Source organism: Bdellovibrio sp. HCB-162 (assembly GCF_047344985.1).
Classification (GTDB): domain Bacteria; phylum Bdellovibrionota; class Bdellovibrionia; order Bdellovibrionales; family Bdellovibrionaceae; genus Bdellovibrio.
In genome coordinates this window covers 3,299,062-3,323,631 of record NZ_CP178861.1, presented here as the reverse complement: position 1 = coordinate 3,323,631, position 24,570 = coordinate 3,299,062, and the positions used below count along the sequence as shown (strand labels likewise).

At 44.6% G+C, this 24,570-nt stretch carries 26 protein-coding genes; 17 read left to right on the top strand and 9 right to left on the bottom strand.

Annotated features, from left to right (window positions below):
• Window positions 1-113: 113 nt before the first annotated feature.
• Window positions 114-977 carry an MBL fold metallo-hydrolase gene (locus ACLSSO_RS15955; RefSeq protein WP_295899360.1) on the top strand — a complete coding sequence of 288 codons (864 nt, stop codon included), beginning with the start codon at window positions 114-116 and terminating at the stop codon, window positions 975-977.
• Here the strand turns inward: ACLSSO_RS15955 and ACLSSO_RS15950 are convergent.
• Window positions 974-3,244 (bottom strand): transglycosylase domain-containing protein, encoded by a 2,271-nt coding sequence (locus ACLSSO_RS15950; RefSeq protein WP_295899362.1) that lies wholly within the window; start codon window positions 3,242-3,244, stop codon window positions 974-976. The two genes, ACLSSO_RS15955 and ACLSSO_RS15950, sit on opposite strands and share 4 nt — an antisense overlap.
• Before the next feature lie 131 nt (window positions 3,245-3,375).
• On the opposite strand from ACLSSO_RS15950, the gene ACLSSO_RS15945 reads away from it, so the two are divergent.
• The 4 genes from ACLSSO_RS15945 (at window position 3,376) to ACLSSO_RS15930 (ending at window position 6,311) form a co-directional block, all read left to right on the top strand.
• Window positions 3,376-3,972, top strand: coding sequence for a co-chaperone GroES (locus ACLSSO_RS15945; RefSeq protein WP_413943401.1), 597 nt, complete (start codon window positions 3,376-3,378; stop codon window positions 3,970-3,972).
• 10 nt (window positions 3,973-3,982) lie between these two features.
• Entirely contained in the window at window positions 3,983-5,398 is a 1,416-nt protein-coding gene (locus tag ACLSSO_RS15940) for a hypothetical protein (protein ID WP_413943400.1), read from the top strand.
• A gap of 196 nt (window positions 5,399-5,594) precedes the next feature.
• The gene (locus ACLSSO_RS15935; protein ID WP_295899370.1) at window positions 5,595-5,972 is read left to right on the top strand and encodes a hypothetical protein; all 378 of its coding nucleotides are present in this window, start codon (window positions 5,595-5,597) and stop codon (window positions 5,970-5,972) included.
• Window positions 5,973-5,984: 12 nt separating this feature from the next.
• On the top strand, window positions 5,985-6,311 hold the full coding sequence (locus ACLSSO_RS15930; protein ID WP_413943399.1) for a hypothetical protein: 327 nt from the start codon (window positions 5,985-5,987) through the stop codon (window positions 6,309-6,311).
• 31 nt (window positions 6,312-6,342) lie between these two features.
• Here ACLSSO_RS15930 and ACLSSO_RS15925 read toward each other — a convergent pair whose 3' ends face one another.
• A complete protein-coding gene (locus ACLSSO_RS15925; protein WP_295899375.1) occupies window positions 6,343-7,743 on the bottom strand; it encodes a hypothetical protein in 1,401 nt (466 codons plus the stop codon).
• Between the two features lie 318 nt (window positions 7,744-8,061).
• On the opposite strand from ACLSSO_RS15925, the gene ACLSSO_RS15920 reads away from it, so the two are divergent.
• Both ACLSSO_RS15920 and ACLSSO_RS15915 read left to right on the top strand, forming a co-directional pair.
• A complete protein-coding gene (locus ACLSSO_RS15920) occupies window positions 8,062-9,252 on the top strand; it encodes a KamA family radical SAM protein (RefSeq protein ID WP_413943398.1) in 1,191 nt (396 codons plus the stop codon).
• 156 nt (window positions 9,253-9,408) lie between these two features.
• The gene (locus ACLSSO_RS15915) at window positions 9,409-10,242 is read left to right on the top strand and encodes a flagellin (RefSeq protein ID WP_340593013.1); all 834 of its coding nucleotides are present in this window, start codon (window positions 9,409-9,411) and stop codon (window positions 10,240-10,242) included.
• Between the two features lie 40 nt (window positions 10,243-10,282).
• Here the strand turns inward: ACLSSO_RS15915 and ACLSSO_RS15910 are convergent, their stop codons facing one another.
• The 3 genes from ACLSSO_RS15910 to ACLSSO_RS15900 all read right to left on the bottom strand — a co-directional run bounded on the left by ACLSSO_RS15910 (window position 10,283) and on the right by ACLSSO_RS15900 (window position 13,791).
• A complete protein-coding gene (locus ACLSSO_RS15910; RefSeq protein ID WP_295899386.1) occupies window positions 10,283-10,750 on the bottom strand; it encodes a hypothetical protein in 468 nt (155 codons plus the stop codon).
• A gap of 149 nt (window positions 10,751-10,899) precedes the next feature.
• Window positions 10,900-11,409, bottom strand: coding sequence for a hypothetical protein (locus ACLSSO_RS15905; RefSeq protein WP_295899388.1), 510 nt, complete (start codon window positions 11,407-11,409; stop codon window positions 10,900-10,902).
• A gap of 87 nt (window positions 11,410-11,496) precedes the next feature.
• A complete protein-coding gene (locus tag ACLSSO_RS15900; protein WP_413943397.1) occupies window positions 11,497-13,791 on the bottom strand; it encodes an ATP-dependent helicase in 2,295 nt (764 codons plus the stop codon).
• A 175-nt stretch (window positions 13,792-13,966) separates the two neighbouring features.
• Between ACLSSO_RS15900 and ACLSSO_RS15895 the strand changes: the two genes are divergently transcribed.
• From ACLSSO_RS15895 to ACLSSO_RS15885, 3 genes are all read left to right on the top strand, one after another.
• Complete coding sequence (locus ACLSSO_RS15895) at window positions 13,967-15,298, top strand: hypothetical protein (protein WP_413943396.1); 1,332 nt, start codon at window positions 13,967-13,969, stop codon at window positions 15,296-15,298.
• Window positions 15,295-15,903 (top strand): hypothetical protein, encoded by a 609-nt coding sequence (locus ACLSSO_RS15890; RefSeq protein WP_413943395.1) that lies wholly within the window; start codon window positions 15,295-15,297, stop codon window positions 15,901-15,903. The genes ACLSSO_RS15895 and ACLSSO_RS15890 overlap by 4 nt, the downstream gene beginning before the upstream one ends.
• Before the next feature lie 66 nt (window positions 15,904-15,969).
• Window positions 15,970-16,971: a pectin acetylesterase-family hydrolase gene (locus tag ACLSSO_RS15885; protein ID WP_413943394.1), complete on the top strand. Its 1,002-nt coding sequence runs from the start codon at window positions 15,970-15,972 to the stop codon at window positions 16,969-16,971.
• 56 nt (window positions 16,972-17,027) lie between these two features.
• Here ACLSSO_RS15885 and ACLSSO_RS15880 read toward each other — a convergent pair whose 3' ends face one another.
• Window positions 17,028-17,822 (bottom strand): SPOR domain-containing protein, encoded by a 795-nt coding sequence (locus ACLSSO_RS15880; RefSeq protein ID WP_413943393.1) that lies wholly within the window; start codon window positions 17,820-17,822, stop codon window positions 17,028-17,030.
• 133 nt (window positions 17,823-17,955) lie between these two features.
• On the opposite strand from ACLSSO_RS15880, the gene ACLSSO_RS15875 reads away from it, so the two are divergent.
• Window positions 17,956-18,807: an inositol monophosphatase family protein gene (locus tag ACLSSO_RS15875; RefSeq protein ID WP_295899407.1), complete on the top strand. Its 852-nt coding sequence runs from the start codon at window positions 17,956-17,958 to the stop codon at window positions 18,805-18,807.
• Window positions 18,808-18,845: 38 nt separating this feature from the next.
• Here the strand turns inward: ACLSSO_RS15875 and ACLSSO_RS15870 are convergent, their stop codons facing one another.
• Window positions 18,846-19,757 (bottom strand): hypothetical protein, encoded by a 912-nt coding sequence (locus tag ACLSSO_RS15870; RefSeq protein ID WP_413943392.1) that lies wholly within the window; start codon window positions 19,755-19,757, stop codon window positions 18,846-18,848.
• Between the two features lie 235 nt (window positions 19,758-19,992).
• On the opposite strand from ACLSSO_RS15870, the gene ACLSSO_RS15865 reads away from it, so the two are divergent.
• On the top strand, window positions 19,993-20,316 hold the full coding sequence (locus ACLSSO_RS15865; RefSeq protein ID WP_413943391.1) for a hypothetical protein: 324 nt from the start codon (window positions 19,993-19,995) through the stop codon (window positions 20,314-20,316).
• A gap of 31 nt (window positions 20,317-20,347) precedes the next feature.
• Here the strand turns inward: ACLSSO_RS15865 and ACLSSO_RS15860 are convergent, their stop codons facing one another.
• Entirely contained in the window at window positions 20,348-20,644 is a 297-nt protein-coding gene (locus ACLSSO_RS15860) for a hypothetical protein (protein WP_413943390.1), read from the bottom strand.
• A gap of 32 nt (window positions 20,645-20,676) precedes the next feature.
• Window positions 20,677-20,958, bottom strand: a complete 282-nt coding sequence (locus tag ACLSSO_RS15855) for a CsbD family protein (protein ID WP_413943389.1) — start codon at window positions 20,956-20,958, stop codon at window positions 20,677-20,679.
• A 139-nt stretch (window positions 20,959-21,097) separates the two neighbouring features.
• Here ACLSSO_RS15855 and fliL point away from each other — a divergent pair, with 139 nt between their 5' ends.
• The 5 genes from fliL to fliP are packed head-to-tail and all read left to right on the top strand — an operon-like array spanning window position 21,098 to window position 24,561.
• Window positions 21,098-21,721 (top strand): flagellar basal body-associated protein FliL, encoded by a 624-nt coding sequence (gene fliL, locus ACLSSO_RS15850; RefSeq protein WP_295905963.1) that lies wholly within the window; start codon window positions 21,098-21,100, stop codon window positions 21,719-21,721.
• Between the two features lie 9 nt (window positions 21,722-21,730).
• Window positions 21,731-22,732 (top strand): flagellar motor switch protein FliM, encoded by a 1,002-nt coding sequence (gene fliM / locus ACLSSO_RS15845; RefSeq protein WP_295905964.1) that lies wholly within the window; start codon window positions 21,731-21,733, stop codon window positions 22,730-22,732.
• An 8-nt stretch (window positions 22,733-22,740) separates the two neighbouring features.
• On the top strand, window positions 22,741-23,115 hold the full coding sequence (gene fliN, locus ACLSSO_RS15840) for a flagellar motor switch protein FliN (RefSeq protein ID WP_295905965.1): 375 nt from the start codon (window positions 22,741-22,743) through the stop codon (window positions 23,113-23,115).
• A gap of 10 nt (window positions 23,116-23,125) precedes the next feature.
• The gene (locus ACLSSO_RS15835) at window positions 23,126-23,806 is read left to right on the top strand and encodes a FliO/MopB family protein (protein WP_295905966.1); all 681 of its coding nucleotides are present in this window, start codon (window positions 23,126-23,128) and stop codon (window positions 23,804-23,806) included.
• Window positions 23,803-24,561 carry a flagellar type III secretion system pore protein FliP gene (gene fliP, locus ACLSSO_RS15830; protein WP_295905967.1) on the top strand — a complete coding sequence of 253 codons (759 nt, stop codon included), beginning with the start codon at window positions 23,803-23,805 and terminating at the stop codon, window positions 24,559-24,561. Before ACLSSO_RS15835 ends, fliP begins: the two co-directional genes overlap by 4 nt.
• Window positions 24,562-24,570 lie beyond the last annotated feature (9 nt).

Below are 24,570 nucleotides of genomic sequence, written 5' to 3'. Positions count from 1 at the left end.
TTTCCATGTCGCTGACGATTAAATTTTGGGGCGTCCGGGGATCGTTACCATCTGCTCCACCACCTACTGATTGGACTTATCACATCGAAGGAGTGTTAAGGAATTTTTTTGCTATGGGTTACCGTGATCCATCGCAGATCTCTAGGTACATTCAAAATATCGAAACGCCACTTTTAGGTGGTTATGGTGCTGCGACAACGTGCGTGGAAGTTCAAAGCCAGAAATCTCAATTGATCATTGATGGCGGTAGCGGCATTCGTAATCTCAGTGAAAAAATCATGACGGGAACGACGGGTCGATCAAAAGGTCCGTTTCATATTTTCATGACTCATTTTCATTGGGATCATGTTATCGGTTTGCCGTTTTTCACTCCGCATTTTATTCCGGGTTGTGAAGTTCATTACTATGCCGTGCAACCTGAACTGGAAAAATTGATTCGCGGTATTTTCTGTCGTCCTTACTTCCCGGTTCCATTTGAAGCCTTGAAAGCAAAAATTGTTTTCCATGTTTTAGAGCCACGAAAGCCTTATAAGCTCGATGATTTTACAATCACGCCTTACAAATTGGATCATCCAGATCCTTGTTGGGGTCTGAAAGTGGAATCTGGCGGAAAAACGTATTCACACTGTGTGGACACGGAAGGCACTCGGATCACTCGTGAAGAGTTGGGCGAGGATCTGCCTCTTTATCAAAACATTGATCTAATGTATTTCGATGCGCAATACACTTTGCCGGAGTTGGCTGAAAAAGCAAATTGGGGTCACAGTGCTGCGCAAGTCGGATTGGATATCGCACTTCGCGAAGGTATTAAGAAAATTCTTTTTGCCCATCACGATCCAGGCGCGCGCATTGAACATGTGTTGGAACTGAAACGTCAGACTCGCGAATACTATGAATCTCGCGAAAGTCAAAACAGTGGTACACAGCCCTCCGTGGCGTGGGACTTTGCCCACGAAGGCCTTGAAATCAAACTTTAAAATCCACTTGGAACTTTGGCTTCGTCAAAGATCAGTTCAACCTGACTTGGATCGTTTTCTCTAAACGCGTTCAGTCCTTCCAAAGTTTTTTGATCAAGCAAAACTTTTTTCGTGTTTTCCGGCCATGCAAAATCATCGGCGGGGAAACGGATTCCAATTTTTTTCATGAACTGAGTCCATACTGGAACAGCGCCATTGGAACCGGTCAGTTTGTGCGGAAGATTGTTGTCGTAACCAACCCACACCACGGTCGTAAGATAAGGCGTGAATCCAGAGAACCAAGCGTCTCTGTTATCACTGGTTGTTCCGGTTTTTCCGGCAGCGGGATTAAAAAATCCATTCAAAGTGATTGAACGAGCTGTTCCAGAAAGAACGGTTTGTTTCATCATGCTCACCAGGCTTGCAGTGGCTGCGGCATCAACGGCTTGTTCAGGAGAAGGTTGGTGAATGAAAACTTCTTGTCCATCGGAATTCAAGGCCCTGCGAATGAAAGACATATTTTGTTTCTTCCCCATGTTTGCGAAAGTCATATAACTTTGCAAAACTTCGCGGGGGTACATTTCAAAAGCCCCTAACGTCATTGCGGGGAAGGATTTAAGTTCCGAAGTCACTCCGGCGGCGTGGGTGATATCAATGACATTTCCTAAGCCGACTTTAATTCCCAAGGAAGCCGTCGCGGCGTTGAGGGAGTTTTTCAAAGCATAGAACATGGGAACCGTGCCGAAATATTTTTTTCCGTAATTGTCTGGCGACCACGCTTGGCCTTCGTACTTGTAAGTGAACTTTTCATCATTCAAAAGCGTGATAGGCGTATAAGGAGTGCCTTCGTCAGTATCATTGATAAGTGCCGTGAGATAAACGAACGGCTTCATGATTGAACCAATTTGGCGGTGTCCATCAATGGCACGATTGAACTGTGTCATACGGTAGTTGCGACCACCTACGACAACACTTACGAGGCCTGTTTTGTTGTTGCCAACAAGAATACTGCCTTCAAGGCTATTGCCTTTTGCTTTGAGACCGCTGATGTATTTATTGTTTTTCTCAAGTTGATCCAAATGATTTCTTAAAGACTCTTGGGCGACTTCCTGAGCTTCTAAATCAAGAGCCGTATAAATTTTTAATCCATCGGGATTCAGTCCCTGACTTTGCAATTGTTTGCGAACGGCATCGAGGTAATAAGGCGCTGTTTCCGAAGCCAAAGTGCGAGGCTCGCTAGGAAGAGGTGTTTTGTCGGCTTCTTCCGCTTGAGCTTGCGTGATGTATTCAAGCTCTTTCATTTTTTCCAAAACCAAATGGCGGCGTCGTTCTGCATTCACCGGTTTTTTAAATGGATTAAAAAGTCCGGGGCTATTGACGATCGCTGCAAGCAAAGAACATTCGCTTAAGTTTAAATCGACGAGTTCTTTTCCGAAATAGTAGCGAGCTGCTGAACCATAACCGCGCACTTGAAAAGCGCCGTTTTGTCCCATGTAAATAACGTTCAAATAGGTTTCGAGAATTTCGTCTTTGCTGAAGCGAGACTCCAGCAGGATCGACATGATGAATTCATTGAATTTCCGTTTCAAGGTTCTTTCGCTCGTTAAGAAATAGTTTTTAACGAGTTGCTGAGTGATAGTACTGCCCCCTTGAGCTTTTCTGCCGGTGGTGATGTTTTTTACCAGAGCGCGGAAGATCCCTTTGATGCTGACTCCACCGTGTTCTAAAAACTGGGCGTCTTCGATGGACATGATGGCGTTCGAGCACATAGGAGGAACGTCACTTAAGGTCACCGTTTTCTGCATCAAGGGTTCATTGCCGATATATTGTGCAAGAAGAGGTGCTTCGGCCAGAGCTTCGGGTACTTCAACAAACGGTGCGCCCTTAAAAATTTGCGAAACAAGCTGATCTTTCTGAACAACAACGACCTGGATAGAGTTGTCCACATCGCGGGTCGGAGTTTCCATCGTCACCCAGCCGATGCAGCCCTCTTGATTTTCATTGAGTCCCACTTGCAGGCGGGATGCGCACTGTTCGCGATTGGCTATAAAATAATCACCGGGCAAAAGGCGTTGGTCGTAGTCGCGGCGTCGATAGTTCTGACGCAGAAGTTGCTTTTCAATGTCGCTGATTTTGATCACGCTGTGAGAATAAAAAGTCGGCGGAGCTGCATAGAATTCCGTCGGAACGATGAACTTTTTAGATTCCAACTTAGCGGTGAGTTCTTTTTCAAGAGCGAAGTAAGAATATCCGGCAATCCCAAGCCCGCAGATGATTACAAGCGTCACAAGGATTGTAAAAGCAATTAAAATGGTCTTTAATCGTGGTCGCAACATACATAAAGAGTAGTACGAAACTCTCTCTGAAGCAAATAAGCTGCTTTTATTTTTCAAAGCTTGTTTGGATGAAAGGATTGGTTGTGGCTAAGAAGAAAGCTTCTGCTAAAAAAGCCAATGTAAAAAAGGTCGCTAAAAAGACCGTCTCAAAAAAAACTCCTAAAAAAGTAAGTAAAAAATCTGCGGCACCTGCGAAAGCAAAAAAGGCTGTTGCTAAAAAAGCGTCTGCGAAGAAAACGGCAGTTAAAAAAACTGTGGCTAAGAAGTCACCCGCAAAAAAAGCGGTAACGAAAAAAGCTCCAGCGAAAAAAATGGCGGCGGCAAAACCTGCAGCAGCTCATTTGGTGAAAGCGGCGGCTCCTGCGAAAAAATTGGATCTCAGCGGTTTTGTAACTCCGTTGGATGATCGTATTTTGGTGCAGGTGTCTGGCGCGGAAAAAATGACTCCAGGCGGTTTGTACATTCCTGATACGGTCGCGGACACTTCGGGAAATCTGGAAGGATATGTCGTGGCTGTCGGCCGCGGTCATATGGGCAAAAAAGGCCACGTTCGTCCTATGGATGTCCAAGTCGGCGACCGTGTTGTTTTCTCTGAATACGCGGGTTCAAAAATTAAAATTCAAAATGAAGACCTGATCATCCTTCGTGAAGGGGATGTGATGGGTGTCGTTGCAAAATAAAGGAATGAAAATGCTGAAAAAAAATCTTTTGAAAGCTTTAGGTCTTTCTGTGGCTCTTTTGTCCACAACTGCCAATGCCATGAGTTTGGATTGGAATGGCGGTTACCGCTTTGAATGGACCGAAGTGGATCGTCCTTCTTTGGCAACACCAACTCAAAGAAAAGCATATGGCTTGAACTATCTCTATTTGAGTCCAAAAATCATCGCAGCTGATGGAGTGAACATCATCTCTCGCTTTGATGTGCTAAACAGCAACGCTTATCCAAACTCTCAAGTTGGTGAAATCTGGGGCATGAATACAAATGACAGCCCGGGCAACGCCGAGAACCAAGGCTCCACAAATATCAAAGTTAGCCAGTTGTACTTAAACGTAAATCAAGAGTACGGCGCTTTGATTGTGGGTCGTGCACCGTTTGAGTTCGGTTTGGGGATGACTTACAGCGCGGGTAAAGGTGCATTTGATCATTGGTACGACACTCGCGATATGGTGGCGTACAAAGTCGTCATCGGTGACTGGTTTATCATGCCAGTGCTTTCTCGTAAGCAGTCCAGCGGATTCGGTCAAGGTGGCACGATCACTACTCAAGGTTTCCAACTTCAGTACGAAAGCGAAGAAAATAAATCTTTGATCGGTGTTTACCAAGAAAACATCAAAGGTGTGAAAGAAGTTTTGGGATATTCACAAGGGCAAGTTAATGCTTATGGCGGAGATTCGATAAATTCAAATCTGAACATGCAAAGAACGAACTTTGTTTTGGGTCGTGGTTTTGATTCTTTCGGTTTCAAACTTGAAGCCGGCTTCCAATCTGGTGAAACAGGTGTGACAAAAGGAACTCAAGACGTCAGCGTGAACGGATACGGAATCGCGGCGGAACTTTACATCCCTCGTGCAGAGTCGAAATGGGACTGGAAATTGAAACTTGGTATGGCAACAGGTGATGATCCGTCTTCAACGGACTTTGGTGGTTATGCATTCAATCGTAACTACGATGCGGGAATGCTTCTTTTCAACCATCGTTTGGGACAAAGAGATTTCTTAAATACAAATCCTTATCGTCACGATACGGATGCTGCTTCTGGTTCCAATGGAAACTTGCCGGGAGTTGGAAATTCTGCGGATGATGAATCAATCAGCAATGCGATGTACATCGCTCCTTCAGTTGGTTATGCATGGAATGATCGTGTCGATGTTCGCAACACACTCGTTTACGGACAATTATTGAATACAGTAAAAAACTCTGTTGATTCTGCAAAAGATCTGGGCCTAGAATGGGATATCGAAGTGATTTACAAACCGACTGAAAGAATTCAGTGGGTGAATCAGGTCGGTCTTCTCTTCCCTGGCGAAGCTTGGAAAAATGGCAACGACGGGTTGGGGAACGGTTTCACATTTGGATTTGCATCTAAAGCCGCCATCAGCTTTTGATTACGACGTGATTGCAACTTGTACGACAGCTTGATGACTACTTGATTACATTTTGTTTGGTGGTGAGCAGGGCCCGGGGGGCGAAAGTCCCCCGGGATTTTTTTTATTTGCCGTCTGTCTTTTGCATAAGAGCAGACTTTATATATCTCTATGGACAATAACTCCGGGCCTTATATCATCAAATTTGGGAGGAGTTATGAAAAAGCTTTTTTTAATTCTCTCAACGGTTCTGATGACCGGTCTTTCTGCTCAAGCAGACGTGCCTTGGAAAGAAGTGGCGTTTGCCACAGTGGCTGCAGAACAACCTACTTATCGCAATATCGGCATAACTAACAATCGACAAGATTTTTCAGAAGTGCGGGTGTTAGTTCAGAGTACGGGCGTAAGAATACAAAGAGCCGAAGTCGTCACAGACGAAAGAATGTCTTTACCTGTTTGGCACCTCGAAGGTGACTACAGTTTGAATGCCGAAGTCACCGACACTTTTGAAAAATCAAAAATCATTGCGGTAAGAATGTATATAACAACACTGCAGCCCGGTGAGCCTGTGCAGATTCGCATTTTTATGCGCTAGGGAGGTAAGAACGTGAATTGGGCGGCCATACTTATTCCAATCATCAGTGGAGTTATCGGTGGAAATGTCGCAGGATCTTCATTAAAAAAATTCAGTCTTGGTCCTACAGGAAATTCTTTCGTCGGTCTTTTGGGAGGAGCTGCTGGAGCTATTATTCTTGGAATGATAGGTGGAGCCGGAGTTGATTCAATTCCACTTACAAGTCAGGCTGGTACAATCAATATGAGTGCTCTTGTTGCGGCGATTGGTAGCGGCGGTATCGGCGGCGGAGTGTTGATGTCGGTTGTTGGTATTTTAAAAGAGAAGGTTTTTAAAAAAAGGAAAACGGGCTCGTCGTGAACCCGTTGGAGGATTGAGGTCAGTTGTCGTCTTATTGACGTGGGAAGCGGTTTTGAATTTCAGTTCTCATTCTTAGAGACTCTGCAGATGCAGGTCCGATTGTTCCAAAACTCACTCCGTTATTTTGCGTCGGGATTCCGATTTGTGGCATCGTTGTAGCTCCTGCTGGAACTTGAACCGGTACCAAGATCGTTTGTCCTGTGGCATTCATTGTTGCACCTGTTCTTGAAGAGATACCACCTGGAGTTGTTGGAACCACGACTGTACCAGCGTTGCGACCTGGATTTGCCAAGCGACCGCTGATGTCGAAGGTTGGTGTTGCAGTGATGCCGTTAAGAAGATCACCTTTACCAGTCACAGCTTCCATTAGTCTTGCGTTGAAGTCAGAGAGATATTTCGCGTACTGATTTCTTAGATCAATAGAGATGTTGTCGTTGCTGTAAGCATCGTAGATCGCATTTTGAGTTTTTGAATTCATCACATCGTACATGTAGTTAAGTTCTTGTCCTACAGATTGTCTCTCGGCAACCAAGTAAGGATACTCGCTCGGATCTTTTGAATTTACTTCTCTTGTAAATGCATTTCTGTATTGAGCTGCTTCGTATTTAAGAATGTCAGACTGTGCATTCAAAAGTGCTCTGCGCACAGATTCATATTTGCCGGGAACATCGCGGATCAAATCTGCGATCACGTCACCCGCATTTTTAATCGTTGTTTCTGAATCTTCGAAAGATTCATCCGATTCCAAACGCCATAGTGAGTCTTGACCAACGTAAGCTCTGCGATTTCTTGCCGCTGACTTGCGAGCTTCAGAGATTTGTTTAAGAAGACGAGCTTGGATTTCAGTTTTATAGAAATCAAGAGCTTCGCCCGCTTCAACATCTTTAGAAGCTTTTTTGTCTGCGAGCACTTTGAGATATTTATCTTTAATGCAAGTAAGCTCTGCATCTTTATCTGAGCGACGGCTGCAAGCCTTTACGATGCCATCAAGAGGACTCTTTTTAATTTTCTCTTCGCCCTCTTGTCCTTCTGTTGTTGATTCCGCGGTAGTTGCAACAGCAGGCTTCTCAGCTTTGATTTGCTTTTCCATTGCTTTCATCAGTTCAACATTCAAAGCGTCGATGTCTTCTTTGTTTTTAACACTGAGTGAAATAGAGTCGAAGCCGCAAGTTTCGCACACTTTTCCTTCAGTCATTTTCTTTGGAACAATGGCAAGGACTTTGTCTTCACCGTTATCGATGTACTTCACAGGAACAACACCTTTAGCAGTATAGATTTTGCCTTGAACAACGCCTTCAGCGACTGTTGAAGCAAACTCTGCTGATGCGATTCCATCTTGAGAGTGATTGTTAAAAGATACATTGAAACCAAGAACAGCGAGCAGTGCTCCTGTCATGACCCATTTCTTGTGTGGGTGAGTGAAAGTTTTCATAAGTCCTCCTATTGTTTAGGGCGCATCCAGACCCTTTTTCCTACCTTGATGTAAAGCGAGGGCCGGGCCAAAAGAGGGGAGCCATGTCAAGGGAGCTAAGTCAGCGAAATGCCTAAGAGTTCTCATGTTGAGAAGAGCCGTGAGCGAAGGCATGCTTGTCAAACTTCTGGTGTCCCACTCTGAGAAGGATGAAAAGACATCTGATCTCAATAACTTAGAGCTGTCGATCGGAACTTTTTAAAAACCCCGCAAAAGAGCCCCTTTGCGGCACTAAAAAGGCATCTTGCCTAAGCGGAATCTTTCATTCATAACCAGCTCGTGAAGTTTCATTTCCCACGAAGCCCTAAGCCAGAACATATCGCAGAGTCTGATTGGAATAATTGGACTTGGCAGCTTCGTCATTCTCTTAAATCTCAAACGGATTTCGAAAAACATTTTGAGTTGTCTCAAGATGAAAAGGCGGCGTTTGCGGAAGGGAAAGAACTTTTTAATATTCGTACGACACCGTACTACGCAAGTCTTGCAGGGGAGCCCGGCGATTCTATTCGGCAGATTTTGATGCCTCATCGTTTTGAAATCGAAGACGGCGCGCAACAAATGTTGGATCCTTTAGGAGAAAGAAAAAATAATCCCGCACCTCGCGTGATTCATCGCTATTCAGATCGCGTGTTGTTTTTGATCACAGATATTTGCAGCGTTTACTGCCGCTTTTGCACACGCAAACATTTTACGGGGCAAGAGCAGGCGTTCATTCGTAATGAAGAATACGAACAAGCATTAGCTTACATTCGCTCTCATCCCGGTATTCGTGAAGTGATTTTGTCCGGCGGGGATCCACTCACTGTGAGTGATGCGCAACTGGATCGCGTGCTCGGAGATCTTCGTCGTATTGAACACGTTGAAATCATTCGTATCGGAACACGCATGCCGGTCGTGTGCCCTATGCGTGTGACAGACGATCTTGTGAAGATTCTAAAAAAGCACAAGCCCGTGTTTTTGATGTCGCACTTTAATCATCCTCGTGAACTGACTGCAGAAGCTGTTGAAGCTCTTGAAAGATTTGTCGATAACGGTGTACCTGTGATGAATCAAATGGTTCTTTTAAATGGAATCAACAATCATCCTGCGATCATTCAAGCTCTCAGCCGTCGTCTGTTGTTCTTGCGTGTAAAACCTTATTACATGTTCCAGTGCGATCCTTCACTTGGGACAGATCATTTGCGCACTTCCGTCGAAGATTCATTGGAGATTCAAAAGGAGTTGTGGGGTCATCTCTCAGGCCTTGCGATGCCAAATCTTGCTGTTGATATTCCTGATGGCGGAGGAAAAACTTATCTTGTTCCAAGCTTCCAAGTAGGACAAGAGGGACTCACGCGTCGTTATGTGGGATGGGATGGAGTGCACGCAGAATACGTCAGTCCAGCTCCGGAAAAAATCAGAAAACCAGATGCTTCGATGTATGAAGCGGAATGGGCGTCATTGAAAGATTCTAAGAATTTCTCTATTTAGTTCTCACGCTGAGACACAGAAATGAATCACTCTTACACAAGACTCGCCTTTTAAAACAAGTATCCATTTAAGATCACTCGAAAAATTCATTCTATAGTCTCGTGAAGTTCATTCTTCAATTCCCGAAAAGTTTGCAACATCAATACGGGGATCAATATGGGGATGAGAGTTACGACAAACATTGCAGCACTCAATGCACAAAGAAATCTGGTTGGTTCGCAGCGCGCGATCAATGATTCGATGGCAAAGCTTGCGTCTGGAAGTCGTATTAATAAAGCGGCAGACGACGCCGCGGGGTTGGCGATTTCTGAAAGATTGAAAGCGCAGATTCGTTCTGCAAGCCAAGCACAAAGAAATGCCAATGATGGGATCTCAATGATTCAAACTGCCGAAGGTGGATTGAATGAAATTGGAAATATCATTGTTCGATTGCGTGAGTTAGGAATTCAAGCCGCTTCGGACACTGTCGGTGAAAAAGAGCGCGGTATGCTCAATAAAGAAGTTTTGCAGCTCAAAGATGAAATGCAGAGGATTGCTAAATCCACAACATGGGGTACAACAAAACTTTTAGATGGGTCAGCGCCTGCATTTGATTTTCAAGTAGGCATTGGTAACGATCCGTTTGCAGATCGTATTACATTTGATGCCGGAAAAAATGCTGCAACACTGGATGCCTTGGGACTTGAAGGTATTGATTTTTCTTCCAAAGAAGGTGCTCAAGAAGCTTTGACGAAACTCGACACAGCCCAAACAGCAGTGAGCGGGACGAGAGCATACATGGGTGCTTTACAAAATCGTTTGACGTCCACCGCAGACAACTTAGGTGTGACTCAAGAAAACTTGTCAGCAGCGAACAGTCGTATTCGCGATACGGATGTGGCAGCGGCTTCAAGTGAAATGGTTCGAAATAATATTTTATTGCAGGCCGGGACTTCAGTTCTTGCGCAGGCAAACCAAGCCAATCAATTAGCTTTAAAACTGATCGGCTAGATTCTTCCGTTAGGGGATGGTCTTTGACCATCCTCTTTTTTTATTTTGTGGGCTTTAACTCCACAGTCAGATAAGCATAGTCGTTTTCTACGCCTTGACTGAAAGACATCTTTTCAAGATTTGATAAGTTTCTAAATTGAATCCAAGAGCTGGTTGACGAAAAAGCTTTGGACATATGTTGATCGCGATCAATCACCCAATACAAAACTTCAAAAGCAGAGCGGTCAGCCGCCTTGCTCTGATACTGACGAACTAAGAAGTGCACGCGGAATTGGCGAAGCATCTTTGTGCCTTTACCACACCAGACGTCCCAGTCGGACAACTCGGGCTGATCAAAAACATGTGTGCACTTAAGTTCAAAGGTTCCGTCATTGGATTGATAAGTGAAAGTGACGTCATCTTCTTTGATTTCTTTTGCGTTCACAAAAGAAAAACCCGCAGGAGCGGCGAAGCTAAAACTAGGAAGTAAAAACAAAGCGGCAAGGATGATTCTTTGAAGTATAGTCATATAAAAACACTAACAAGTTCAACCGTAAGGCGGCAATCTTACGCGACTCCTAACAAGACTAAGAGCACGTCCGGTTCTTTGGTGTTTTAAAATAAAAAAAGCCCGAACTATGTCGGGCTTTTTCATTAGATAGTTCAACTTTAAAAAGATTAGAAGTTGAAAGTGTAAACAGCAGAAGTGAACGCCGCGCTTGCAGCAGATTTGCTGTCAAACCAGTTCCATACTTCTAGGCGCTCAATACCGATTGCACCACCAACGTTGCCCAATTTCATTTGAGCGCCGTATCTGAAGCTTGGTCCTACCGCAGTTACGTCATCTTGACCTTCCATTTTGATCATAGAGATGCCGATGCCTGGGGCGATGTATGCGTTTACGTTAGATGCATCAACAAGCTTGATCAAAGAGTGACCACCGAAAGTCAAAACTTGCGGTACAGCAGCATCTTTTTTCTCAGTTTGAAGGAATACATAACCACCAAACGCACCTTGTTCATTGCTGAATTCCATTCTGCCGCCGATATTCAAAGCAGAGCTTGTCATACCAAGACTGATGCTTAGAGCCTTGTTACCGTAAGAAGCTACAGATCTAGTAGCAGTCGGTCTTTGGGCAAATGAAACAGAAGAAGCCAATAAACATGCACATACGATAAACTTTTTCACAAAACCTCCTAAGGTAGCCGAACAAGGTTTGTCGTGAAGCAGTTTTTTTGCAACACAAAAATACATTTGGTGCTCAATATCAAAATTTTAAATGCGTTCTAAGCGCGCGTATTTCACCACGAACTTCTTAACAGTGTTGTCGGTGAACATAACGCTGACTTTGAAGTTCTCGCCAGTTCCTTCAGTTGCGTAAACAGTTCCTGCGCCAAACGTGGGATGTCTTACGCGCATGCCTTTTGCGAATGGAGCGGCCTGGTTTGCACCTTCATTTTCATAATCAGGGAAATCCTGACTGTCGTCGAAGGTTTCTCGGCGCGCTTTATTGCGATCCGAACCTGTTGATCCCCAGCGAGGGCTTGAGAAAGCACTGTCTTCATCGTAAGAGCTCGAACCATAGCGAGAAACAAAGCGCGGTCCCTCAGCGGCCGTTTTAAAGTCGATATACTCCTGAGGAATTTCTTTGATAAAACGCGAAGGAGGATTGAACTGCTCTTGCCCCCACACGCGACGCATCTTGGCGTAGGTGAGCCACAGCTTTTGACGAGCGCGAGTCATACCAACATACGCTAAACGACGTTCTTCTTCCACGTCTTCTTCGCCGTCATTATCCAGGCTGCGAGCGCTGGGGAATAAGTTTTCTTCAAGACCCACAACGAAGACATACGGATACTCCAAACCTTTGGAGATATGCAGAGTCATCATCGTCACAGAATTTTGCTCTTGATCTAAAGAATCCACATCACTCACCAAGGCCATCTCTTCAAGGAAACTTGTGAGAGTCGCTTCATCGCCGCGCTCTTTTGCAAATTGGGCAATCGCATTGTCGAGCTCTTCTAAGTTTTCGATACGCGCCTGTGATTCTGGAGACTCATCTTTTTTTAGAGCAGTTAGATATTCAGAACGATCCAAAACGATATGATAGAAATCAACAAGCTTGAAAGTCGTGGCATTCGTTTGCAACTCGTCCATCAGCTCTAAGAAACGACGGATTTTTCCCGTTGTGCCCGCATTGAATAAGCGCTCGTCGCAAGCCTTTTGCGCGGCAATGTACATGCTAAGGCCATGGTGAGCCGCGTACTCTTCGATTTTTTCAATCGTCGTTTTGCCAATACCGCGAGCAGGGACGTTGATAATACGCTTAAGCGCAATATCATCAGCCGGATTGATCGCAAGCTTCATATACGAAAGCATGTCTTTGATTTCCATGCGCTCATAGAAGCGAACACCGCCGACCAAGCGATACGGAATCGCCATTGTACGAAGCTGCTCTTCGAGCACACGTGATTGGGCATTCGTGCGATAAAAAATGGCGTAGTCGTTGTAAGAGCCTTCGCCCTCGTTCATCATCGACTGAATGGTCTTAGCAACAAAGCGCGCTTCGTCGTATTCGTTTTTCTCTTCACGAACGTGAATCAAATCACCGGCGTCATTGGACGTAAAAAGAGTTTTATCTTTTCTTTCCGTGTTGTTTTTTATAACAGCCGTTGCAGCATTCACAATGTTCGCTGAAGAACGATAGTTTTCCTCGAGCTTCACGACTTTCGCTTCACGGAAGTCTTTTTCAAAATCCAAAATGTTTTTGATATCCGCACCACGCCAGCTATAGATCGATTGATCTTCATCACCGACAACACATAGGTTGCGATGAGCGTCTGCAAGCATTCTTACGATCAAGTATTGAATATGGTTGGTGTCTTGATACTCATCCACCATGATGAACTTAAATTTTTCCTGATACATTTTAAGAACGTCAGGGTACATACGGAAAAGTTCGTAAGTCTTCATCAAGAGATCATCGAAATCCAAGCTGTTGGCTTTCTTCATCTCTTTTTCGTAGGCCTTATAAACCTCCACCGTTTTTGCATCCATCAAACGACGGGAATTTTTCTCTAAACCTTCCGGAGTCAGTCCCAACATTTTCGCCTGGCTGATACGGCTTTGGAAATTCTTAGGCGGGTACATTTTGTCGTTGATGTCCAAGGCCACCATGACTTTTTTAATTTGGCTTAAAGTGTCTGAAGAATCGTAAATTCCAAAGAAAGGTTTATAGTCCAAAAGAGTGATGTGCTGGCGAAGAACGCGCACGCAAAAACTATGGAAAGTGTTAATCCAAAGCTGAGAGTGAATGCGCGCCCCCATGTCAGCCAGGATCTTGTAAATACGGTGTTCCATCTCTTTGGCGGCCTTGTTCGTAAAGGTCACACAAAGGATTTCGTCAGGGGCGGCAACGCCTTGGCCGATGATGTTGGCCATGCGGTGAGTGAGCACTCGGGTCTTCCCAGAGCCCGCACCCGCCAAAATCAGCAGAGGACCCTCAAGAGTCTCCACCGCGTCTTTTTGCGAGGGGTTTAGATTTTTGGTAACAAAATCAAGTACATCCATGGGGGCTCGTCCGATCCTGGTTGGCTTTGTTCAGTGTCGAAACTTTAGTGAGACTGACAAAGTTTGTCTATCCTCAAGTTTTCATTGAGATTTTTGCCCTTTTTCACTATAACTATAACGCAATAAGTCAATAGGCGAGAGGGACCCTCCGTTTATAGTGCTTAGAGAGGATTTTGTGAAGCGCGTTTTTAGCCGGATCACAGCGGCAATTCTCATAACGACGACACTTGGAGCTTGTGCTCCTTCGCCTAATTCGGCGCAGGAGAGTGGCGACGTCCGTGTTTTAGCGCCGATGAACAATTCGCAAAGTTCTTATTCTCTTGGCGTTATTGAGCTTAAAGGTATCGAAGATCTGCAAACCGTGGCTGGTCGCTTTGTGAAGTTTTTCTTAAGTCCTCGTATCGTGAACAACCGCCTGGATGGTCATGCTCCGAATGCTCGTTTTATCAAAAACAAAAACGGCGAATATATTCCCGCTAACGAAATCACCCAGCAATTGGTGACCGTATACGCGCACATGCAAAAACTGGCAGAACTTGACGAAGAGTTGGGTGCCGGTGGTGTGAACAAGTGGCCGCGTGATATTGGTGTGGCTGTGAAAGTTAAAGGCGGCGTTCGTAATAATGCATTCTATGATGGCGTGACGGATTCGATGTTGTTTGTGCCATACACACAAAACGGTCTGCCGATTGCGATCAACGGTGGGATTCTTGCGCACGAACATTTCCACTCTCTGTTTTACAAATTGGTTCTTCCTGAATCTCCTTACAAGGGCAGCGTTCACAATCGTGATGAGTTTTTAAAAATCACAGACGTGAACGAAGATCTGTCGACTCGTCAAAGATTAGATATCTTACCGATCGCTCGTCCTGGTCATGAAATGGATGAGGACACTCTTCATTTTTACTACCACGTAGCAATGACACGCGGGTTGAACGAAGGATTAGCGGACTTCTGGGGATGGATGTACACAGGCAATCCTGACTTCATCGCTCAATCTTTACCAAGTGAAAAGTCAACGCGCTCTTTGAAGGTTGCAGACGAAACTTCTGTGAACTCGCTTCCAAGCCGTGAGTCTTTGTTGCGCTCTCTTAAACTGTTCTATTCATCTGGCGATAACAAAAGAATGAAAGATTACTCTGTGGGTTTTGCTTATTCTTTGGCGACACAGTTTTCTCGTTTCATGAAGCGTCTTACAGACATCTATGCCAAAGATCGCAAAATAGAACCTTTGCAAGCACGTAAAGACCTAGCGAAGATCCTTGTTAAAACTCTTCCTAAGATCAAAGAAGATTTTAAAGTCTTAAATGATGAGTATTATACTTCTGAAAAATTTGTGAGCGCTTTGGTCGAGAATTTTGGAACACTCACTGAAAACGAATGTTCATTCTTGGCCCAGGTTCTTACGAATTCTCAAGAGCTTACGACTGAAACTTTCGCGTGTAAAAACGGAAAAATCGAAAAACAAACTGTGGAAAAAACTCCGGCGCAAGGTGAGGAGCAATGAGGTCTTGGCTGTTCATTGTTGCCTTTACATTTGCGGGTTTCGCAAATGCCCAAGTTTCTCGCGCGAAGATGCCCTCTTTGAACGAAGATCCCAATATTTTAAAAGTTTTTTTGTTAAATCCTGAAATGCGTTTCGAGCGCGGTGATTCTCAAGAACTCGTGGATCGCAAACCCTTAAACTTCGCTCTGGCTTTGCAGATGCGTAAGTTCAGTGTTCTTACAGAATATGCGCGCTTTGAAGAAAATACGGGAAATACAACTTCTTCCATCGACCGAACTCACACGGACTTAGTCGTGTGGGGCCGCTATCATTTCTTTAACGGCACCAATCCAAACCGCAGTGTCGATTCCACGCTGTATGCTGGTATAGGTGCGGGACTTTACGAGGAAGAGATCGTCACAACGCTGATGGGAAGTTCTCGCACAGATAAAAGCAATCCGAAATTTATGTCAGGTGTTTCTGTCGGTGGAGAAGTCGCATTGAATGTTAACAAAGATTTTGGATTCGTCGGTGGCCTTGAAGGTCGCGCTTTGTTTGCGTCGGATTTTGATCCTAATCCTGTATGGAGTGCCGTTCTGCGTTTAGGATTTCAATTGGCACTTTAGTAGACTCTTGTCTTGTGTCATCAAAGTACATATTTAATCTCACATTGGTTTCGATAAAATGGGGCCATGAAAACATTTAAATATATCCTTCTTGTTATTTGTTTTTCTATCTCATTCGCAGAAGCCCGAAGTTGGGAAAAAATCACGATACCAGGAGCCGTCTGCGGAAACGGGCAAAGCTACAGTGTTTTCGTGGATCGTAAAGACACCGATAAGGTGCTGGTTGAATTTATGGGGGGAGGAGCCTGCTGGTCTGAGGGAACGTGTTACGGCGATAGCCCTTTAACAAGTCTTCAACCTTTGGAGCAAGCTCCCACTTCTGTTTTCGCGAATGACAGCATGGCCAACAATCCCTGGAATCGACATACCGCCTTGTTCTTACCATACTGTACGGGCGATGTGCATGCGGGACAACACGTTACTTCTTATAAGCCGTCTGTTTTGCTTTATCACAACGGTTATCACAACGTTGTTCTGACGTTTCGGTACTTACAGCAGCAAAATATTTTAAACTTTCAGAGCGCGAAAGATGTGACGGTATGGGGATTTTCCGCAGGAGCTTTGGGAGCATTTCTGCATGCTGTGACGTTGGAGCCTTACCTATCTCCATCGGCACACAAGACACTGATTGCGGACTCGCCGGGTTTGCACTTCGGGAGAAATTTTTGGCTTAAGTTCACGCCCGCTTTGATTCGCGACTACAACGAAAATTTCAGAAAAATTGACTTTCCATTCGAACAGGATGACGGCTTCTTGGCTCCGCACATGGGACCTGTTTTTGTCAGATACAGTGCGTGGAATATCGGTATCTTGCAATCCACCAAAGACCTTGTGATGTCGATTGTCTTTGGCAATATTTCTCCGGACGCTCATCGGCAGTTGGTACTCGGATCCTCAGGAATTGCCGCCATTGCAGCTCCTTTTGCCAATGTAAAAACCTGGATTGCGGATACCACAATGCATACGTTCTTGTTTCGAGATTCGTCGGCAAATTATCAAGATATGTCAGGTGAAACGGCATGGGACTTTGCGGTGCGCGTACATGGAATGAATCATCAGGGAAAATAAAAAACCCCACGTTTTTGAGGCGTGGGGTTTTTAGGAATTTAAAATCGAGGATTTAATTACTCAGTGATTTTTTGAACAATCGCAGAGCCGACTTTTGCTTTATTCAAAAGTTCACCACGGTAAGTTTGCGCTTCTTTTTGAGTTGCAAACTGACCCACACTCACGCGGTACCAAGTTTTACCTTTGATATTCGCAGGAACGTAGAATGCGCTGTAACCTTTGTTCTTAAGATCGGAAGCCATTTTTTGTGCTTCGCCTTCGTCAGCATAAGAAGCGACTTGCACTGTGAATTTGCCGACAGCGTATTGAGCAACATCTTTTGGCAAAGAAGAAGGGAAACGTTCTTCTTTTGTCGTTTCTTTCTTTTCTACTTCATGAGTTGTTGGCGTTTTGCCAGAAGCAATGTTCTTCGCAGCAGAAAGAGGCTCTTCATTTTTAGTCAAAGGAGCTGACTTGTTGCCTGCTGGATTTGGTTTTGGAACGTCTTTGATATCTTTTTTGGGTTCAGTCGTTGCCGCTTTTGTTTCAGCGACATCGCCGTGGTGAGCTTCTTCTTCTTTTGCTTCCTCACCATGTTGAGCCGTTTCGCCGGCTGGAGCTGCATCGTCAGCCACAAACTCTTCCGCAAGCTTTGCGATTTCTTCATCTGTCATCGCGCCGACTTTGTGTTCAGGAGTTACAGACGCGACTTCGCGTTCTGCTGAATGAGAAGTTTTTTGTGGTTCTAAAGCTGATAGCTGGTGTTGATTGTCACTGTACTTTTTGCCGACAAAAGTTCCGATAGAAAATGAAAGCAAAGAGATAAAGAAAACTATCGCTAGTTTTACAACAGAATCGGTTTTAGAACTCATTTTTTCAATCCTCATAGTTTTAAACTCGCTTGATCGCTTAAGTTTAAGGTCCTTCCTTTGACCCTTCAATCATGTTAGCTTTAAGTCTCGGAACTGGTCAATCATCAGAGAGTCCGGGCCAAAAGGGAAAAGCATGGAAAATGGCGTAAAATCAATGGATTGGAAGCAGGTCTTAGGTCAAGCTATCAAGGCCGTGAGCTTAGGGCGCGAGGTCCTTCTCAATTATTTCGGTAACTTAGAGCACATCGAAGAAAAGTTTCAAGCGGGCCTTGTGAGTGAAGCCGATAAAGAATCAGAAAGAGTCATTGCGGAGCATCTTAAGAAAAATTTTCCTACGATTGGATTCTTAGGTGAAGAAACTTTCGCCGCGCAAAACGCGCCCGGGGCGAAGGTCCAGATCGCTCCGGCGGGACCCGAAGGGCGTTGGATCTTGGATCCTCTTGATGGAACGACAAACTACATTCATCGCTTTCCGATTTTTTGCATCAGTCTTGGATTAGAGATCAACGGACAAATTCAGTTGGCGGTTATCGATGTGCCGATTCTCAAAGAGACTTACACCGCGATTCGCGGGCAAGGTGCTTTTGTGAATGGACGTCGTTTGCAAATCAGCAAAACCAGTGAATTGAAAAAAGCTTTGCTTGCAACAGGATTTGTTTCTGAACATGAAAACGTGATTGCCGAGCAATTAAAAATTTTCGACGAGATGGTGCGCAAATGCCGAGGCGTGCGTCGTCCCGGAGCTGCCGCTTATGATCTGACTCAGGTGGCCCGCGGTGTGTTTGACGGTTACTGGGAGCGCAATATCCAACCGTGGGATGCGGCTGCGGGAATTCTGCTTGTCGAAGAGGCCGGTGGAATTATTGAAACTTACCGTGGAGAAAAATATCATCCCTACAAAAATTCCATCGTTGCTGGGAATGCAGAGATAGTTCATCAGATTCAAGGAATTCTGAAGAACCATCTCCGTGCGGAAACTCAATAGTTGTTAAACAGTTCTGTAGTTCGCCAAAGCGGATGTGATCAATGCTGAACCTCAAACGCAATATTTAAGTCTTTACCGATTTTTAAGATCGTATTTTTATATCCCTGAGCTTGCGAGCAGGTTTTGTTGAGTTTTGCGAGAAGTTCATGGTCGTTAGCAGTCAGCGTGTTTCTAATATCATCGCAAGAACTTAGCATCACGTTTAAATAATCCAGGGATTTCGAACCTGTGCTGCGAATATAGCGTGTGCTGCGATCGAAACTGTTTTGATCAAAACCTACGGGTTTGTGGTGGATGTAAATAAGGCGTAAGAACTTTTCTATCGCCATTTCTTCCATTTCAAAGCTTAAAAGGATTTGTTGTTGAAGGTCGGCAAAAGTCACAAAATTGGCGACGGTGGCTTGCTTGTGTTCCTCGTTGGCGTAACCACCAAACATTTTATAGCGGTCCCACGTCCCAAAGAAATCTTCTTTGGCATCTGTCATATTGTTCACAATGCGCGATTCTGTGGTTGGATCTTCCAAGAGGCGGGCGCGATCAAAAAGGTAGTGCATGAACTCATGTGTGATTGTCCAGGCATCTGCACTTTCGATCAAAAGAATGGTCGGATGTTCAACGCGGTTGTAGGTGGCTCTTTCGGTCAGAAAGATTCCCAAGGTGCCTTCATCAAAATGTTTTTTATAACGGTTCATAAGATCTTCAGAAGGAGTTGCGAGAAACGCAATGGTCGCAGGTTCTTCTTGTGTCGGCATTCTAAAAAGATCCACACCCATGCGAGCGATGTATTCCAGTTTGCCTTTTGAATCCAAAGGAAGCAGCGGGCTTAAAAGAGGAACTTGAACCTTTTTGCCGAACTCCAAAGTTGTGCAGTCAGTGCATTTGGCAAAGCTTGTTTGTGCCGCCAAAATCAGAGGAAATGCAAGGATGGCAAGATTAGAAAAAAGTTTCATGTTCACTCTCCCAATTCAGCTTTTTAAGAGCAAAAGGGAGACCCTTTTTAAGGTCCTCAAGTCGAATAAAATGCAGGTAAAGGTCTTATCGCTGTCGAAGTCTCACAGGAGGGGACAAAAGAGGGCGGCGTTTCCACAATATTCCTGGAAAGAATAATAATTAAATTTATATGCAATGGATTCAAAGATTGGACTTCGATATACAGCTTTCGAATTAAAAGTCTGGGAGTGATTTATGAAAAAAGAAATTCTTGTCTTTAGTGGATGTATCTTCTTTGCGTCTTTGGCGTCAGCAAATGTTTGTGAGACAAAGGCGATCCGTGCAGCTATGAAGCAGGCACAAATAGATCGTGAAGAATCAGTGATTGAATCTCCGGCGGCTCACGTTGTTTCTCAAGAAATCAGAAAGAATCGTTTGGTCACGGTCTATGATGTCTCGGTATTGCATTGCTCACCAGAAGATTTGGATGAGTGTGGCTCTTTGAGTTACGGCGTTGTTGTAATTGGAAGCGAATCTGCTTGTAAGGTCGTCCGTATTGAAATGACAGGTGAAGAATAAAAAAGAGGGTCCGTAAGGGACCCTCTTTAAATTAGTGGGTGAGTTTATTCTTAAATTCAGCGTACTTGCTTTCTACTTTGTCAGCGAATTTAGCCATGAATCCTTTGGCCTGTTCATCGCTGATGTGAAGTGTGTCGAGCGCCTGATGTACTTTTTGACGGGCTTCTTCTGGAGGAAGACCGGTTTTTTGTGAAACTAAATTCACAAGTTCATCGGGACTCGACATCGCTTGTTTGAGTTCTTCTTCGCTCAAATTTAAGTTACTGAATTTTTGTTTTAAAGCTCCTGAGATTTCGTTGAATTTTCCATCTAAAAATTGCTTGTCCATAAATTCTCCCTTTTCTCTCGAAGCTCGGCCAACTAATGCGATAATTTATTTTTCATTTTATCGATGCCGGCATTGAGTTTATCAGCGGCTTCATCTTTGTCCGCTTCGAACTTTCTTTCCCAGCTCGACATCAAATCATTCACCTGCCGTGAAGCTTCTTCTTTTGAGAGACCTACTTTTTGTTGAACTAGACCACTTAAGGCCTCTGCGTTGCCTTTAGTTCTTTGAATATCGTCATCTGTGAGAGCGCCCCATTTTTTTCTTAGTTCTCCAGAAATTTCTTTGATCTTTCCTTGGAAAATATCTTTGTTCATAAGGAACCTCCTTTTTTAAATTCATTATACGTCAAATCTTCACGCCAAAACTTTGACTCCTGTCATAGAATTACTACCCGGCAAACAAGTTCCAGGGAGGCAAAAATTGCCTGAAATCAAATATGTTGGACTGCAATGAATGACGCTCGACCAGAGTCCTGTTGGCATCCGTGTTGCTTTCAATCTTGATAGGACCACTCTGTGGTCATTCATCATGGAGGATGAAGTGGCTGAAGAAAAAGCGGCAGCAGCGGAAGCGTCGTCAGCTCCGAGCGGGGGATCTGGACAAAAGCCTATACTACTTATTGCCTTGGCGGTCATTAATATGCTCGTCGTCGCCGGCGTGGGTTTTATGCTTTATCAAGGACGCAAAAAGGAAGCAGCGGAACCAAAGATTGAACACGTCATCAAAGGTGAAGCGGAAGCACAACATAAGGAAGCCACTGAAGAAAAAGAAGTGGTGGGTAAAGTCGTGCCTCTTGAAACCTTCATTGTGAATTTGGCAGGCTCTAAAGGCCGCAAAGTTGCGAAAGTAAATATGGAACTGGAAGTTAAAGGCGACCATGTTCTGGAAGAAATCGAAAAGCGTAAAGCGCAAATTCGCGACATCATTATTATTATTCTTTCTTCGAAAACATATGAAGACGTTTCTACTCGCGAGGGTAAAGACGATTTGAGAAATACGATCAAAGACACGATCAACTCTTTCCTGGTTCAGGGAAAGATTTCAAACGTGTTCTTCACTGAGTTTATCTATAACTAAGGCAGGACTATGAATCAGGTTCTTTCGCAAAGTGAAGTGGATGCTCTGTTAGCCGCGGTCTCTGATGGAGATGTCGCGACGTCGGAATCATCCAAGCCCGAAGCCCAAAATGCGGGAAAAGTGGATGAACGCAAAATTGTTTCCTACGATCTGACAAGTCAGGATCGTATTATTCGTGGCCGTCTTCCGCAGTTGGAAGTCATCTACGAAAAATTCATGCGTTCGTTCCGCGTTTCTTTGTCATCGGCTCTTCGTAAAATTGCCTCTATCACTTTGACATCGACGGAATTTTTGAAATTCGGAGAGTTCATCAACACTCTTCCAATGCCAACGTGCATGAGTGTTCTGCGTTTCGGAAACCTGCGTGGTTCGGCGTTGTTCGTGATCGAAAGTAAATTGGCTTACGCTTTGGTGGATAGCTTCTTTGGTGGAGCAGATCGTCCGTATACAAAGATCGACGGAAAAGATTTTACTCCGATTGAGCTTTCTATCGTGCAAAAAGTCGTGGGTCTTGCGATCAACGATCTTGAAATGGCCTGGGCTTCGATTGAAAAAATCGGTTGCTCGTTTGTTCGTACAGAGGTGAATCCACAGTTCGTGGGTATCGTTCCTCCGACAGACGTGGTGATCGCGTCGACTTTCGACGTTGAGCTTGAAAACGCGACGGGCACGATCTCTATCGTGATCCCTTATGCGACTATTGAGCCGATTAAACAAAAACTTTCCACAGGCTTCCAGGTGGAGTCTGACCAGACAGATAAAAAACTTTGGACTTCGATCATTCAAGAACAGCTTCTTGAAACAGACATGGAGATCAAAGTGAATCTTGGTGAAACTGAGATCAAGCTGAAGGACATGATGAATTTGAAAGTAGGCGACGTGATTCCTTTGGATCAAGACGCTTCCGGTGAATTCGATGTCAATGTTGAAGGCGTGAGAAAATTTAAAGGTTATTACGGAATACATCATGGAACTGTGGCGGTCCAGGTAACACGCCCGGTGCAAAAGTAGGGGGATAAATGGGTGACGATACTTTGGACAACTTGGCGGATCAACTCGTGGCGGAAGCGGCGGGTATGGCAGCGGCGGATGGCGCGAAAAAGCCTGCAGCAGCGGCAGCTCCATCGCAAAATGATCGTAACTTGAATTTGATTTTGGATATCCCACTTAAAGTCTCAGTTGAGTTGGGCCGTACAAAAATGCCGGTGAGTGAGCTTTTGAATCTGACTCAGGGAAGTGTCATTGAATTGAACAAATTGGCCGGTGAGCCGATGGAAGTTTACGTCAATGACAAATTGATCGCACGCGGTGAAGCCGTGGTGGTCAACGAGAAATTCGGTGTGCGTTTGACAGATATTATTTCTCCAGCTGAGCGCGTAGAGCAGCTCAGATAAGAGGTTTCAGATGCGTTTGTTGCTTTCGTTAATCTTTGTGTTTTCGGTTTCTGCCCACGCGGCGGAAGAAGCTCCAACAGCAGCGGCCCCCGCTGAAGTTGCAGCAACAGAATCCGCACCTTCTCAAGAAGCGACTGTAGCTTCGACAGAGAAAAAAGTAGATAACCGCAAAGAATCCGAAATTCCTTTGAATCTTGAAAAAGACAAAAAGGCTTCCTCCGAAGGCAGCGGCGTTTTCCGCATTCTCTTTACTCTTTCGATCTTGGGACTTGTGGGAACGGGTGCTTACTTTTTCCTCCGTAAGTACAAAGTTCCTCGCGCGATGAAACACCAAACGCAGATCAAAGTTTTGCAACAGCACTACTTGGGACCTAAAAAGAGTTTGGCGATCGTGCGTGTAGCTGGTGAGTCGATTTTGATCGGTATCACAGACCACAACATCTCTATGATCAAGCCCTTGTCATTGCTTGACGATGAAGTGCCTGAAGAGTCTCCGCAAAATTTCGGAAAAGTTTTAGGCGGCTTAGGTTCAACAAAAGCGGACTTCGAAAATAACGAAGACGAAGCGGAACCTGCACCCGCTCCTAAAAAACGTTCCGCAAAAGACTTGGATGCTGACGAAGAATTCGCGATCAGTGGAATTAAAGATATCGTTTCTAAACGTCTTAAAGGAATGAGGTCTCTTCAGTGAGAAAGATTAACTGGACTCTTTGGAGTCTGCTTCTTTTGCCTCTGGTTCTTTTGATCAGTTCCAGCGCGTTTGCACAAGTGACTCTTCCAACGGTGAATCTGGGTTTTAAAACCACAGATAATCCGAATGAAGTTGTGAATGCAGTTAAATTGATTTTGATCATGACGGTGCTGACACTTGCACCGGCGATTTTGATTATGATGACGGGTTTTACTCGCATCATCATTGTCTTTTCTTTCTTAAGACAGGCGATGGGCGTTCAACAAATGCCACCGAACCAATTGTTGGTAGGTTTGTCTTTGTTTTTAACTTTCTTCGTGATGCAACCCGCATTCAACGAAATGAACACAAAAGGTATTCAGCCTTATCTTGCAGGAAAAATTTCTCAAGATGCGGCGATTGAAAATACTTTGGCTCCGCTTCGTAAGTTTATGTTCAATCAAACTCGCGATTCGGATTTAGCGTTGTTTGTGAAGCTTTCTAAAGTGGAAAAACCGAAAACTCGTGCGGATGTTCCAACAATGGTTTTGGTTCCGGCGTTCGTGGTTTCTGAGCTTAAAACGGCTTTCCAAATTGGTTTTATCATCTTCCTTCCATTCCTCGTGATCGACATCGTCGCGGCCAGCGTTTTGATGGCGATGGGGATGATGATGCTTCCTCCGGTTGTGATTTCGTTACCCTTTAAGATCATGCTCTTTGTCTTAGTGGACGGATGGGGTCTGCTCATCGGTTCTATGGTGAAGAGTTTCGGGTAGAGGTGAAAG